Annotated in this window: 12 protein-coding genes; 9 read left to right on the forward strand and 3 right to left on the reverse strand. The window is 58.9% G+C overall.

The features are described 5' to 3' along the window. The first annotated feature begins 30 nt into the window (after positions 1-30). The 7 genes from JO965_RS39180 (at position 31) to JO965_RS39210 (ending at position 9,245) form a co-directional block, all read left to right on the forward strand. Positions 31-1,557, forward strand: a complete 1,527-nt coding sequence (locus JO965_RS39180; protein WP_203447152.1) for a type II and III secretion system protein family protein — start codon at positions 31-33, stop codon at positions 1,555-1,557. 30 nt (positions 1,558-1,587) lie between these two features. After that, positions 1,588-2,307: a CpaD family pilus assembly protein gene (locus JO965_RS39185; RefSeq protein ID WP_203447153.1), complete on the forward strand. Its 720-nt coding sequence runs from the start codon at positions 1,588-1,590 to the stop codon at positions 2,305-2,307. A 19-nt stretch (positions 2,308-2,326) separates the two neighbouring features. Beyond that, a complete protein-coding gene (locus JO965_RS39190) occupies positions 2,327-3,613 on the forward strand; it encodes a hypothetical protein (RefSeq protein ID WP_203447154.1) in 1,287 nt (428 codons plus the stop codon). 26 nt (positions 3,614-3,639) lie between these two features. Beyond that, positions 3,640-5,166, forward strand: a complete 1,527-nt coding sequence (locus JO965_RS39195) for a CpaF family protein (RefSeq protein WP_203447155.1) — start codon at positions 3,640-3,642, stop codon at positions 5,164-5,166. A 12-nt stretch (positions 5,167-5,178) separates the two neighbouring features. Then, a complete protein-coding gene (locus tag JO965_RS39200; RefSeq protein WP_203447156.1) occupies positions 5,179-6,153 on the forward strand; it encodes a type II secretion system F family protein in 975 nt (324 codons plus the stop codon). Positions 6,154-6,164: 11 nt separating this feature from the next. After that, the gene (locus JO965_RS39205; RefSeq protein WP_203447157.1) at positions 6,165-7,106 is read left to right on the forward strand and encodes a type II secretion system F family protein; all 942 of its coding nucleotides are present in this window, start codon (positions 6,165-6,167) and stop codon (positions 7,104-7,106) included. A gap of 192 nt (positions 7,107-7,298) precedes the next feature. After that, a complete protein-coding gene (locus JO965_RS39210; RefSeq protein WP_203447158.1) occupies positions 7,299-9,245 on the forward strand; it encodes a TadE/TadG family type IV pilus assembly protein in 1,947 nt (648 codons plus the stop codon). A 565-nt stretch (positions 9,246-9,810) separates the two neighbouring features. Here the strand turns inward: JO965_RS39210 and JO965_RS39215 are convergent. The 3 genes from JO965_RS39215 to JO965_RS39225 all read right to left on the reverse strand — a co-directional run bounded on the left by JO965_RS39215 (position 9,811) and on the right by JO965_RS39225 (position 13,278). Beyond that, on the reverse strand, positions 9,811-12,003 hold the full coding sequence (locus JO965_RS39215) for a TadE/TadG family type IV pilus assembly protein (protein WP_203447159.1): 2,193 nt from the start codon (positions 12,001-12,003) through the stop codon (positions 9,811-9,813). A gap of 28 nt (positions 12,004-12,031) precedes the next feature. Beyond that, on the reverse strand, positions 12,032-12,583 hold the full coding sequence (locus JO965_RS39220) for a TadE/TadG family type IV pilus assembly protein (RefSeq protein WP_203447160.1): 552 nt from the start codon (positions 12,581-12,583) through the stop codon (positions 12,032-12,034). Between the two features lie 71 nt (positions 12,584-12,654). Next, the gene (locus JO965_RS39225; protein WP_203447161.1) at positions 12,655-13,278 is read right to left on the reverse strand and encodes a pilus assembly protein N-terminal domain-containing protein; all 624 of its coding nucleotides are present in this window, start codon (positions 13,276-13,278) and stop codon (positions 12,655-12,657) included. Positions 13,279-13,644: 366 nt separating this feature from the next. Between JO965_RS39225 and JO965_RS39230 the strand changes: the two genes are divergently transcribed. Then, complete coding sequence (locus JO965_RS39230) at positions 13,645-13,857, forward strand: Flp family type IVb pilin (RefSeq protein WP_203447162.1); 213 nt, start codon at positions 13,645-13,647, stop codon at positions 13,855-13,857. Positions 13,858-13,971: 114 nt separating this feature from the next. Further along, positions 13,972-14,457 carry a prepilin peptidase gene (locus JO965_RS39235; RefSeq protein WP_203447163.1) on the forward strand — a complete coding sequence of 162 codons (486 nt, stop codon included), beginning with the start codon at positions 13,972-13,974 and terminating at the stop codon, positions 14,455-14,457. Positions 14,458-14,498 lie beyond the last annotated feature (41 nt).

The raw sequence follows: 14,498 nt of genomic DNA on the forward strand, positions 1-14,498 counted from the left end.
ATTTCAAGCCTTCAAATTCGGATAACGATAATGACAATCACCAGGAACCCGAGCACTTGGAACTTTCGAGGCGCTCTGATTTATGGGGCGACCCCGCTCCTCGCACTCGGGCTTAGCGTCGGGTTAGCCTATCCGGCTAATGCGGCCGATCCCGTACCCGACCCGCTGAGCCGGGCTACCGCCGTTAGCGTGGCCAGGGGCACGATCACCGTCGGCATTGGCAAATCCACCTTCTTGGACCTGAAGGCCGATGCCCGCGATGTGATCGTCACAAACCCGAGCGTGGTTCAGGCTACCATCCGCTCCGAGCGTAAGATGATGCTCCTTGGCCTGGGCGAAGGCGAGACGCAGGTCTACGTCATGGACGCCGAAGGACGACGGATCACCAGCTATACCGTCCAGGTCTCACGCGACACGGGCCGCCTTGAGGAGGTCCTGCGCGAGGTCATCCCCGGATCGACCATCCGGACCAAGATGATTGGAAACTCCGTTATTCTCTCAGGCGAGGTCGATTCCGACATCCAGGCCAAGCAGGCTGTCGACGTGGCCACCGCTTATATGACTGCCGGTGTCCGCTCGCCCGACTCCGCTGCTGGTGCAGGTGGAGGCATCTCCTCTGGAGCGCCCAGCGACGGGACGCTTGGCCCCGTTATCAGCGCGCTCACGATTAAGGGTCGCGATCAGGTCATGCTCAAAGTGACCATCGCTGAAATCCAGCGGAATGTCCTGAAGCAGCTCGGCATCAAGTGGACTGGATCCTGGAACCTGCAGGACGCCACAGTGAACGCCGCCTTCTCGCCTGCCTTTCCCGTAGCTGGCTCATCTCTTGCTCAGACCGCCCTCGGAGCCACCTGGCCCGGTGGCGACGCTATCAACCTTGAAGCGATGGAGCAGGCCGGCGTTGCCCACACCCTGGCAGAGCCGACACTGACCGCAATCTCTGGCGAGTCCGCCAGCTTCCTGGTCGGCGGCGAAATGCCGGTTCCCAGCGGAACGTCGTGCAGTGGCGATGGAGGCAGTAACTGCCAACCCACGATCACTTATAAGAAATTCGGCGTGAGCCTCAACTTCACGCCGGTTGTTCAATCTGCTGGCAAGATCAGCCTGAAGGTTGGCACCGAAGTCTCGGAGATAGATCCGAATACCCAGGCTCTCCTTCCTGCTGGCGACGGCAAGACAATTGCCATCCCAGGCTTCAAGGTCCGCAAGCAGGATACCACCGTGGAAATGCCATCCGGCGGTGCACTGGTCACCGCAGGTCTTATCCAGCAGCAGACGAAGCAGGCAGTGAACGGCCTTCCTGGGTTGATGGATCTTCCGATCCTCGGAACGCTGTTTCGGTCCCGCGACTATCAGCGCCAGGAAACCGAACTGGTGATCATCGTGACGCCGTACATTGCGAAGCCGGTCTCGCCCCAGAAGATCGCACGCCCTGACGATGGTTTCGCCCCGGCCTCCGAACCGAGCGCTGTCTTTCTCGGCCATATGAACCGGAAGACCACAGGCAGGCGGGAAGCCAAGCCGATCTTCAAGCAGCCTGGTTTCATCATCAACTGACGCCGCCCGACCATTCTCGAAGGATTTCCCATGTTTAAGATGCTTACCACGGTGGCGTACATTTCCCTTCTGGCCGCTGGCTGTGCAGATTTGGAGCCACCTGCTTACGCGCTTCCCTATGCCCCCGACGTGCGGGATCGCCACCCCGTCGTTCTGAAGAACGAGCTTACGACCCTTGATGTGTATCCAACCCAGATCAGTGGCTTGGATGCCCGTCAGCGGACTGATCTGCGCGATTTCGCCCAAGCCTACATTCCAGCAGGCAAGACCTCTCTGGTTGTCTCCTCACCTTACAAGACCCAGGCGGCCGACAATGCCGCCGTCGATCGTTTTGCCAGTGTTGTCGTTAAGGACCTTGTCTCTGCCGGCGTGCCTCGTTCGGCTATCGAGCTCCGGAAGTATCAAAGTTTCAACGGCGACCGTATCGAACCCGTCAAACTGGCCTATGTTCAGGTCGAAGCTGGCGTACCCCATCCGTGCGGCGACTGGCCGGACGATCTCGGAGCGGGCGGCGCGATTGTCGATATGGAGAACCTAACGTCAGCGAACTTTGGGTGCGCCCACCAGCAGAACCTCGCAGCACAGATGGCGAACCCAATGGATGCGGTTCGTCCTGCCCGTGAAACCTCTCCTGATTCCACCCAGCGTGTCTTGATGCTGCGCCGCTACGTCTCCGGCCAGCCCACGTCCACGAACCAAGGCGGCTCAGAGGGCGGGGACACCAGCACGTCCTCATCGGTCCCGAACTGATAGCGGGAAGAATCCACTCATGAACCACGTGAACCCTCACATCAGCCACTCTATGGCCACCCCGCTGGCTCCGGTGCCGCGGATCACCATCGACGCCTTTTGCCAGACAAAGCCTGTCGCCCGCTTCGTAGCCGAAGCTTTCAAAGATCCCATCCTGACCAGAGCCAAGACCGATCTCTTGGAAGGAGGGCTTCAAGACGCGATCGCCTACTATTCCACTGGGAGCGGCACCCCCAGTGTCATTGTCCTTGAGGTCGGCCCGGACGAGGACAACTTCCTCCCGGTTCTTGACGAACTGGCCACCCACTGCGCCGAGACCACGAACGTCATCGTGATTGGCCACAAGAACAGTGTCCGGATCCATCGGGCCCTTCAGGATCGAAACGTACGAGACTACCTCGTGGTGGAGGAGCTTGACCGCTTCGACATCGTCCGGGCGATCTCGCGGATCTACTCCGAGGATTCTGGCGTCGGACATGGGCATGTCACCGCTGTCATTGGCAGCGTCGGCGGCGCCGGCGTCACGACGATTGCCGCCAACTTGGCTGCGAACCTTGCAGGTATTGTGCCCTCATCAGTGCTCGTGGATCTCAATTTCGGCTTTGGAGCCTCTGCGTTCAATTTCAATCAGGAGCCCAAGCAGGACATCTCGGAGGCTCTGTCCACGCCTGAGCGGATCGACGCGAACCTGCTCGAGCGTCTCCTCGTGCAATGCGACGACAACCTGGCGATCCTTCCTGCCCCGGCGACTCTCGACAAGACCTGGGATGTTCGTGAGGATGCCGTCTCCCGCATCATTGAGACATTGCGCCGGGACAACACAAACCTCGTCCTCGACATGCCGCGGGTCTGGACCAACTGGACGCTGCTTGCCCTCCAGGTCTCTACCGAGATCGTTCTGGTGGTCACGCCGAGTCTCCTTAGCATCCGCAACGCGCAGGAGACGGTGGCGGCCTTGGACCGCCTCGGAAAGCGGCCTCGACTTATCGTCAACCAGCACAGCGGCCCGAAGAGCTCGGATCCCTCAATCGCCGATATCACCAAGGCCCTGAGCGGTTTGGAACCCGACGCGGTGCTCGCCTATGACCGCGACTTGCACCGTGAGGCGTCCGAGAACGCGCGAATGCTGTCTCAGGTCCAGCCCAACAACCCTGCATCCCACAGCCTCAAGGAACTCGCACGCTCTCTGGCAGGAGTTGTGCCTTCCAATGCTGTCGAGGCGGCCAGTGATGCGAAGGCTTCAGGTCTCTCGTCCCTGATCGGCCGTCTTTCCAAGGCTCTTCCGACCAGAGCCAAGTCTAACTGATTTGAACCTAGCGAATTGAGACAATCATGGCGTTTGGCACCAAGAAATCGGAACCTCGCTCAGTCAACGATGCCGCCAGGCCGGCAGTGCCTGTCGCCCCGCGGGCGGCGCTCGGAGCCTTCGGAAACTCCGGCCCTCGCCCGGCTGGAGGCTTCGGTCACTCGACCAAGCCCACCTCGGGCACTGTGGTAGCTATCCCAGCAGCGGCCCATCCCCAGCGCTCCCCTGCCCAGGCCAAGGCGAGCCCAACGACGTTGGTGACAAACACCACCGTGATGTCGGCCAACTACTTCGAGTGGAAGAAGCGGGTCTCCGACCAGCTCTTCGGCAACCTGGACATGATGCAGCGACTTGGAGCTCTTGAGAGCGCCCAGGCAGCCGAGGAGATCCAGGATGCCGCGAGGCAGATCATGGCCGAGCTGGAGATCGCTATCTCGAAGGTGGAGCAGGACCAGATGCTCCGCGATCTCGTCGATGACATCCTCGGCTTCGGCCCCCTGCAGCCTTTGCTCGATCGACAGGATATCGCCGATATCATGGTCAATCGACCCGACCAGGTCTACATCGAGGTCGGCGGCCAAATGGAGCTTGTTCCAAACTGCCGCTTTATCGATGAGGCCCACGTCTTTAACATTGCTCAGAGACTGGTAGGTCAGAGCGGCCGCAGCGTCGATGAAGCCAACCCTATCTGCGAAGCCCGTCTCGCGGATGGCTCCCGCCTTAGTGTCGTAGTCCCGCCGATCACAAAGTACACGACCATCACCATTCGTAAGTTCAGGGCTGAACGCCTGACGCTCAATGACCTGATCAAGTTCGGCACGATTTCGCCGAATGCCGCTGAACTGCTCAAAATCATCGGCAGGTGCCGGCTCAATGTCATCGTCTCGGGAGGTACGGGCTCCGGCAAAACCACCCTTCTGAACTGCCTGTCGGCCTTTATCGACGATAAGGAGCGCATCCTAACAGTAGAAGACACGGCGGAACTCCAGCTTCAGCAGCCACACGTGGTCCCCATGGAGGCGCGCCCACCAAGCATCGAGGGCGTGGGAGAGATCAATATTGAGAAGCTCGTAAAGACCACTCTGCGTATGCGGCCAACCCGCGTTCTCATCGGTGAGGTCCGCGGCGAGGAAATGTTCTTCCTTCTTCAGGCCATGAGCTCGGGTCATCCCGGCTCGATGGGTACTCTTCATGCCAATGATCCGAAGGGCGCTCTGACCAGGATGGAGTCATTTGTGGTCATGGGGAGGCCAAACCTCAACAAATCCGACGTTCGCAAGATGATCCATGAGTCTGTCGATGTGATTGTTCAAGTGAACCGCCTGCCCGACGGCTCTCGCCGCATCACCCACATCACGGAACTTACCGGGATGGAGGGCGATGTCATCTCGACCCAGGACCTCCTTGTCTACAAAGTCGAAGGTGAAGACGAGCGTAGGCGCATAGTCGGCCATCACGAGTTTCAGGGTGTGGTGAAGCCAAAGATCTACGAGAAGGCGGCATTCTATGGCGAAGGAGAAAGGCTCATGAAGATCCTTTCTAGCGCTGCATAAGGTTGAAGTCTCATGCTTGCATCTCAAATCGTCATCGGCCTCTGCAGCTTTGTTGCGGTCGGCTCGGTCTCCTATGCGCTTCTTTCGCCTAAGATCTCTGACGAGTCCGTGGCAGCCACGCGCCTATCGAAGCTCACCAAGGAGGGGGCCGCCGTCAGCGCTAAGGCGGTTCTTGACCGGCGGCGGCGGCGCGCCGTGGTTCACAACCTTGAGGATCTTCAAGCCGAGGAGAAGAGCCGAAAAAACATCCCGATTGATGTCCTCATACGGCAAGCTGGCCTCGATTGGACGAACCAACGTTACTACCTGATGATGGCTTCTGGAGTGATTATCACGTCCGTCACCGTGTACGTGCTCTCTATGAGCCTCCTCGCAACAGCGATCGCGACGCTCGTTGCGCCTATGGTCTGGCCCAAGATGTATGTTTCCCGTCTCCGGGAGAAACGCATCCAGAAGTTCCTGGACCAGTTCCCGACCGGCCTCGACATCATTATCCGTGGTCTCAAATCCGGTCTCCCGATCCGGACCTGTATGGTCACCATAGCGACGGAGGCTGAGGAGCCGCTGCGCTCTGAGTTCCAAGCCGTCATGCAGGCTCAGTCCCTCGGCATGACAGTTGCTGACGCGGTCGCTCGGATGCGTCTCACGGTCCCCTCGCCTGAAACTAATTTCTTCATCACCCTCATCGAAGTCCAGCAGTCGGCAGGTTCGAACCTCGCCGAGACGCTGCAAACCCTGTCGAACATGATGCGAGCGCGTAAGCAGATGCGGGAAAAGATCAAATCGCTGGCCGCTCAGCCGAAGATGTCCGCCTACATCATTGCGGCTGTTCCAGTCGTAGTCATGGTCGCCGTCCAGTTCATATCTCCCGAGTACCTGGAGCCGTTGTTCTACACGACACTCGGACATGTGGTTCTTGGTGCTTGCATCCTGTGGGCTGGATTTGGCGCTCTTCTCATGAAGTCGTTCATGAAGATCAAGATCTAGAGGGCTTCGTCATGCACCACGCATTCATTATCGGCCTGATCACAATCGCCCTCACCACCGCTGGCATGGTCGTCATGCAGATATTCGAGCCGGAGAGCGTCGGCAACGTGCGCAGACGGCGGCTAGAGGACACGGCGCCGGACAAGCTCCGGTCGGCCGGACAGATCGATGGCCAAGGACGTGTCAAGTTCATGCCCGGCCGTCAGGTTCGGACCATCGTGGCCCGCCTCCATCTCGCCCGCTACCTTGGTACGGAAGACGCGCGGGATCGCCTGGTTCAAGCAGGCTACCGTTCCCCCGCCCACGAGGTGAGCTTCCTGTTCGCCAGGTTTATCGCCCCTGTGTCGCTGATCGTCCTCACCACCGCCTACATGTTCCTGACGGGTGCCCTTGCCGGGAACCTGCTTCAGCAGGTGCTGCTGATTGGCTTCATGGGATTTGCCGGGCTCAGGCTTCCCGAGATTTTCCTGAGCCGAACCATCCGGAGCCGCCAGGAATCGATCAGGCTGGCATGGCCCGACGCCCTCGATCTCCTGAACATTTGTGTCAGGTCGGGCATCTCTGTCGAGCAATCTATCCGCAAAGTCTCGGACAAGATCGGACATCAATCGTTCCCCCTGGCCGAGGAATTCCGGATCCTGCTTGCCGAAATGGCCTATTTGTCATCTCGACGTCAGGCTTACGAAAATCTGTACAAGCGAGTTGAACTCGGGCCGATCCGGAACTTTGCATCAACCCTGATCCAGGCGGAGCTCAACGGTACACCGGTTGGTGATGCTCTTAAGACACTGGCCGACGAGGGACGCCTTGAGCGAATGAACGAGGCAGAACGCCGGGCCGCCCAGATGGGGCCGAAACTCACGCTGCCGATGATCTTAACCCTGCTTCCGGTGCTGATTACCATCATTATCAGCCCGTTGCTGATCAAGCTCCTGAGCGGCGGCAATCTGTGAGGCCGTCCACGGCAAAACATTGAGCCCATGCTGCTGAACCACGGGGTTAGCGAGGGACTCTACGTCCCTATTCCCGCATTAAAACGGCCAAATATCGTTTCATAATTCGTTAAACTTGGCCTATAATCCCTTCGACCCAATCGCTGGCGAGTGACCTGGCCGGCTCTGACCTCCCAACGACTAGGACAAGCCATGGACATCCGCCGCATCAGAGCGGGGTCGGGAGCGCGCGCAATCCGATCCTTCTTCAAAGATACCCGGGGTAACGTCGCTCTTACCTTCGCCCTGACACTGCCCATCCTCATCCCGGCGGCAGGTGTCGCCTACGACTATTCCCGCATTTCCGCCCTCCACAATGATCTGCAAGGATCGGTCGATTCAATCAGCCAGACCATCACCCAGCGGATCAACGCCTGTCTGGACACTATCCGGACTGATAACGGCGCCGGCGGCTACACGTTGGATACCGGATGCCTCAACGCTGGCCAGTACGGAGCCGATCGACGGGCCTTCGACCCGCAGTTAGAAGCTCAGAAGCTTTTGGCGACGAATTTCAGCCAGACGGGCTTTGATCCGGCTAAACCTCCGCAGGTTATCGGTTCAGTCGAGATCGACAAGTACACCGGCCGCTACGTCGTGAACGCCCAGGTTGGTTACAAATGCGTGTTCATGTCCCTTCTCAAGAAGGACTGCACGGTCTCAGCTTCATCTTCTGCCGTCACCTCGAACGCTTTCGCTCAGGCCGATCAGCTTGCTCTGACCGGCCCTACGGCCATTGAGATCTGGGCTGGCCAGACATCTCCATCGCTCCCCTTTGCCCTGCAGGCATCAAAGGGGTGGCCTGCTTATTCGTATAGCGTTGGCGCGAACCTCCCGGCGGGCCTCACTGTGAATCCTACCTCCGGCCAGGTCGGTGGGCAGGCTCAGGCGATCGGCTGCACTTCGCCATGCAACCCCCAAACGTTGCCTGCCACCACCTTCGGCGTCACCGATAGCGGCGACCCGGCTCGAGGCGGCATCAATAAGCAGACCGCTTATCACAACGTCGTCTTCACCATCGTGCACCCACTCGGTCTCTCGTACACGGGCGACAGCTTCGACACTATCGTCGCAGCGGGACAGTATACCTATACAAAGACACCCGTGCGGTCCGGCGGTAAAGGCCCGTATACGTACTCATGTGCCGGACTGCCTGCGAGCCATCCGAACAATCCCTTCACATGCGATGCCAATACTGGCGTCATCAAAGGGCAGCCGCTTCTGTCCAGCGGTCAGCAGGCGATCTCCGGTGCGATCACGGTTACCGTGCGCGACGGCCGCGGCCTGACAGCCTCGACGCAAGTGCCTTACCACTTCCGCCTGCCCGGTCTCGCAGGACGTGCCCTCAGAAAGATCACTGGTGAAATCCAGGACGACATCATGATCACCGGCGCCTTCGAGGGAACCGGCGGCTGGGGCACCCTTCGTGCCTATTGCTCGGGCCTGCCTGCCGGAATGCGTTGCGCGGGGAACGGGAGCGACAGTCGCTTCGATGGCACCGTTTACGGTCGCCCCACAGACAAAACTCGGATGACAGGAACCTTCAATGTCACAATCGTTGACGATACGGAGCGGACGGTCACCTTCCCTGTGGCATTCGAGTTCAAGGCAAATGACAAGGTCACTCGCTATGACTGCGGCAGGGAAACGTGGATCGCTTGGGTCGATGTTACCTACAACTCCGTCCATTGTAAGTACGGTTGCGGCTTCCAACGCCGGGTGCACGTGGCCTGCGGATCCAACTCAGATTTGAACATCATGGGACCCGGACCGTACAACGAAGATGTCGGTCCCTATGGGAAGACCTACGGCTCTCGCTATATGACGAAGGCTCAGATGGACGACGCTCGAGCATTCGCTCGCAAGGAAATGTGCGAGTTCGTTGACTATCACCGGGACGTTCTCTGGGGCGGCCGTCAGGGCTCGTTCTGCGGCAGCGTCCAACTGAACGACGTCTCCGACATGGGAGAGTTCATCAACAGCGCACCGCCTCCGGCTGCGCCGCCTTACTGCGCATACTGGAAGCGGGACAATGGCTGGGGAATGACCCGAGCTCAGGGCACGCAGTGCTTCGACGGCAACGGGAACCCCACCAGCTGAGCGGAAGCAGAGCCCAATCCAGTAGAGATTCTCACATATCCTGACACTGTCTCAGATATCGTGACACTAACATCAAAGGCCGCCCTTGGGGCGGCTTTTTCATTTGCAAGGATCCATTCCGTACGAACTCTGTACCGCCTCCCAGCGTCACTGTCCGTCTCTGCCCGCCTAGCTCATTAGCCATCCTGGGTGCGCGCCTCGTCTCCTGTTTGCGGTTCCTAAGGCGGCCACTAGATACTTGGTCAGTTTTGTTCAGTCGATCTGTCCCCCTATCCAAAGGGCATCGGAACGATCGTTGGCAACCCTGGATCAATTATTGCGCCGGTCCTCATATTTCTTGGCCGTCATCACCCATTCCTGATTCCTGCTCCCAATTCCCACCGTTTCCTTTCAGGATCAAAGGCTAGCCAGGATAAGAACCTAGCTATAGCCAACGCGGAGAGCCCAATCGGCAATCGTCAACTCAAAAGCCAGACATGAGAACGGCGGCACCATCACTGGCGCCGCCGCAAAGGAGAACCCGAGTAGCCTCAGGCTTATCGCCAGAGCCCGATGTCCAGAGTGGCTAGCCGCAGCGCCCAGGTCGACAAGGCTCCGGCTCCGCCAAATTCGGCCAGTTCACGGTAAACGTTTTCGTCAGGCCTCGTTGGTCCCGAATCGTAATCGTGAACGTATGGGCACTTAGAACCTCTGAATTCACGTAGGTGCTTGCGTACCATGGTGCACCTCCCCCGACCGTCGCTGAGTGCCTTCTCTGGACATCAATGACTTGGATTGCCTCCGAGAACTCAATCATGAGGCTCTGACCAGAAACCAGTTGCCGCTTGATCGTCACCGAGGACGTTGCCGGAGTGAAATTGTACGAGAGCGATTGCGAACTCGCCTGACCAGCGGAGTCCCGGATCGTCACCGTAATAGTACCCGATCCCGCTGCTGACGGCCTACCCGTAACCCACGCACTATTCCCGTCCCATCCCAGGCTCATACCCGCAGGAATGCCCGACGCTGATGGCGACTTTCCGCCCCAACCTCCACTCGAGTACACGTACTCGGTGTACGTAGAGGTGCAACAGATCTTAGTGCCAAAGTTGCCACTCTTGGATGTATTCAGCGGTGGCGGGTTATAGGTGAACCACATGCTCACCGACTTCCGTTGTCCCGCATCGTCGCGGATCACGACCGTGATTGGCCCGCTGCCGGGGGATGGAGCCGTTCCATGAATGGCCCACTGCCAATAGCCAACAAGCGCGGGACTCATACCGCCCACACCCGACACACTCTCGACTACGAGATTGCCCCAGCCTCCCGACGCTGCAACATCGCCCCGGACGTAAGCGCCTGCCTGGCCCGACTGGTTGCTGACCAGCCACGCATTCAGCGCCGGCGGTTGAATGCTCCACCACACCTGGACCGAGGCGACCTGATTGTACGAGTCCCGGAACGTGACAGTCCCGGTTCCGCTGCCGAGTTGCTGTGGAGCCCCGTTTACGGTCCCGTCATAGGGAGTTCCGCTACTTGCGGGACCGCATCCGACTCCAGCCGGGAAGCCCGTGCAGCTCACCGTAATGGTGCCCCAGCCCCCGCGGGCATGAATGCCTACCGCACCGTAATAGCCGCCAGTCCCCTGGAACGGCCCATCAGCCCAGGCGGTCAGGGCAGGAGGCTTGATATCGTAGACAAAGCCGCTGTCGGTGACGACACTCCCACGGGCATCGCGTACTGTGATTGAGATTTGATTGTAGGCGCCAGGAACTGACGGAGTGCCCTCAACAACGCCGGTCGTTGGATTGATCGCTAATCCGGGAGGCCCATTCTGCATCGAATAGATGTACCCCGGCTTACCGCCCTGCCTCACAGGCGGAGCGCTCCGGAAGAAGACCCCCGCCGTGCCAACCGCATTCGGCACCTCCAGGCGTAGTTTGTGAATGAGGCTGATCTGAAAGGTCTTCTGGGCCTTCGTGTTCGCGGTACCGGTCCAGATCTCGCTGCTCGAGTCCTCGGCCTCGAGTGTCACATTGATCGCTTCTGGATCGCATGGGCCGGTCGTGCAGGTCTCCGTGATAGAGCCAGCGATGTCGGCATCAGCTCCATTCGGAGTGAAGTTCAGACCTGGCGGAAGCGCTGACATCAGACGGATCTGGTAAGGGGGAATGCCGTCTTCCGCCCTTACGGAGAAACTGTTGTACTCCTCGACGGCAAACTCCGTGACCGCAGGACCAACGAGACGAACCACCCCTGAAGCACAGGTCGTAGCCGGGTTCTTATGAACCGTAACACCTGCAGAAGTTGCGCTAAGGCTGAACACTGACGGAAGGATTCCGCTACCGTTCGACGCCCCAGGAGTGACCGCCGCAACGCTGTTGACCACCCCCCAGAAACCCGTGTTGAACGAATAGCGGGCCGTGGCTTTAACTGTGACGAGATTGTCGACGTCCGGCGCACTCTCCGTGTACTGGACCATCGTCGGCTGATCCCCGACAGGATGCGGGGCAACGAACTGTCCCATCAGATCCTTGGCACCGCCGGAAGCATGGAAGTTCCGTACGAAAGCGCGGTAACTGCAGTAGTCCCTCGGATAAGGGACAAGGTTATTGACCGCATAGGACGCGGATTGAAGCTTCTTGTTCAGCGAAGCAAGCGTGGAGACATACGAGCCCCCGAGATAAATGAAGAGCATCACCGGAACAATGAGCGCAAACTCAAGGCCAGCAGATGCCCTCTCAGACTTCAATATCTTGCGGAGCGCACGGATGAGCATGGAAACTCTCTTCAGAAGGCGATGGTACTTAGTGGGTCGCGTTCATGTACTGGGTGAGATCGCGCATGCGGAACGCTGAGGCCGAGATCACAACCCGCTTCCCGGCGTCTGTCGCAGCTCCAGGGCCAACCCACGCAAGGTTCGGTACCTCCAACGCCGCGCGAAGCATCACGAGCTTCCCGGGAACAGCTCCCGGTTGATCCACGAACGCTCCCGCGTTCACAGCTCCACCCGAAACGACAGCAGGCATGGCATCGGTTCCGTCCCCCTTGATTACCCGAAGGTCAAAGAAGAGAGCGCCGCCCTTGCACTTGGCCTCACTGACCAGAACAAGGGGGGTTTGCTCGCACAGGCGGTCGCGGAGGCAGGACTGGTTGTATGGGGACGTTGCTCCAGGAGCGAGGCCACAGAGCGGCCGTCCCTCGTACATGAGTTGCGCGACCTTCTCTAAGCCTTTGTCCAGCGTGGCGCTGGTCCAATAGAGCAGCCCAATATAGATCAGGCCCAAGATCGCCATGAAGAACGGAAAGGCGACCAGCGCGAACTCAACCGCGACGGATCCCTCGGTTTCTCGAATCATGCGAGACGATCCGAATGACTTGAACGCTGCTTTCATGGCCCTGCTCGCTCCTGGTTCGGACCCGTCTCAGATCACTGCGCCTCTGCTGAGACGCCTTCCATCTTGGGGGCTGGGCGAGCAGGGATAACTTCCATGCCGTCACTCCGGCCTGGTCGCGAGCTCGACGATCCAGAATTGACGGCCGGCGCACGCGGCGCAGAAGGCGCCGCAGTGGGAGTGGGTGCCGCGACTTGGGTAACAGCGCTGGGCGCAGATCCAGCCGACGATTGAGCAGCCTGCTGCGCGGCACTGGTCAAAGTGCTGATCTGGCCATTGACGCCGGAGAACGCCCGATCATCGTCGCCGATCACTGCGATCGGCTGGCACCGCGGGTCACAGGAGACCGTGACTTTGCCCGATGTGCCCGATTGGACACTAACCAAAGACTTGCGGTCGTCACCGACGATTAGATCCGTCTGGGTAATGATCTCGCCATGCTCGTTGAGAATGATCAGGTTCGTCTCGCCGAAGCTCCGCCCCGTCACCACAGCCAGACCAGACTTGTCGAAGTTCACGTGAGCAACCGATGGATTTCCGATAACCACGGTCCGGATGCCCTCTGGCATCTTCACCAGCACGGCCTTGTCCATCGAGGCCCGAAGGGTGGGTCCAAGCAGAGGGACTTTGGTGCGCTCCTGCGCCTGTGATGCCCCCATCGAAACGCAAATCAAAACTACGCTTACGATGATTCGAGTATTCGCCAGAAGCCTCATTGAATAATGCCTTTTCCGTCTGAACTTCATGAAAGAAGCGCCGCATTTCAGCGGCGAATGAGCTAACCCCTTTCTACACGACGAAATATAAGGGGGAAAGAGGAGCCACAACGCAGAAAACCGAAATGAAATGCTAATCAGCCTTGCAAGGGAATCGGGCTGAGATTAAAACCGAGAGTGAGCCGGTCACAGGAACCAAGAGCAGACGCTGCGGCGTGACGGCGGCAACCAAAGAGCCCTCAGCAGGGAATGATTCCCGTCGATAGCGGGTAATGACTCCCGAAAACATCAACAGGACGACGTAGAACCATGAAGAACATCATCAATCGCACCGCCGCTGCCACGAAGCGCCTCGCGAAGGACGAAGACGGCTCCGCCATGATGGAGTATGGCCTCCTCGCTGGCCTCATCGCAGTCGTTGCCATCGGCGCGGCGACCACGCTCGGCAGCAACCTCAAGACGGTGTTCACGAACATCGGTACCGCTCTGAGCACCGCAACCGCAAACATGAAGGCCAGCTGATCGAACGTCTCCGCAAGTGAAGGCCAATAAGTAGCCTTCGGCATCGGATAATTTCACCCGGTCTTTGAACAAAGGACCGGGTTTTCTTTTCCAAGACCCTTTAGGACCATCGCTATGCTCCAGAACATGCAGGTTGGCACCTTTGTTATCTTGATGTGCGCGGCCATCGTGACTGATGTTCACCGCATGAAGATACCTAATGTCCTGGTCGGTCTGTGCCTGGCCGGCTTCTTCGTGTTCGCTCTTCTGAACAGGATGGCTCTTAACGACATCCTCATACACATCGCGGTCGCATCGATTATTTTCCTCATCGCCCTTGTCCCCTATAGCTTCCGGGCCATGGGAGCAGGAGATGTCAAATTCATTGCAGCCATTGCCCTTTGGTTTGGCCTTGGCGAAGAACTGATTACGTTTGGAATCCTGTTTTCCTTCTATGGCGGCTTTCTGGCACTCGCCATCCTCAGCTATCGGCACGTTCCGCTGCCTGCAGTCGTGAAAGGTTGGAACTGGGCCGCCAATCTCTACAACCCGACTAAGGGCATTCCTTATGGCGTCGCGATCGCAGCTGCAGCGATCACGCTGCGCTCCGCCGTTCTTTGATTCGAGAACGGGTGCCATCGACCCGCAGCAGGAGCCAATTC

This window comes from Microvirga sp. VF16, assembly GCF_016864375.1.
Lineage (GTDB): Bacteria > Pseudomonadota > Alphaproteobacteria > Rhizobiales > Beijerinckiaceae > Microvirga.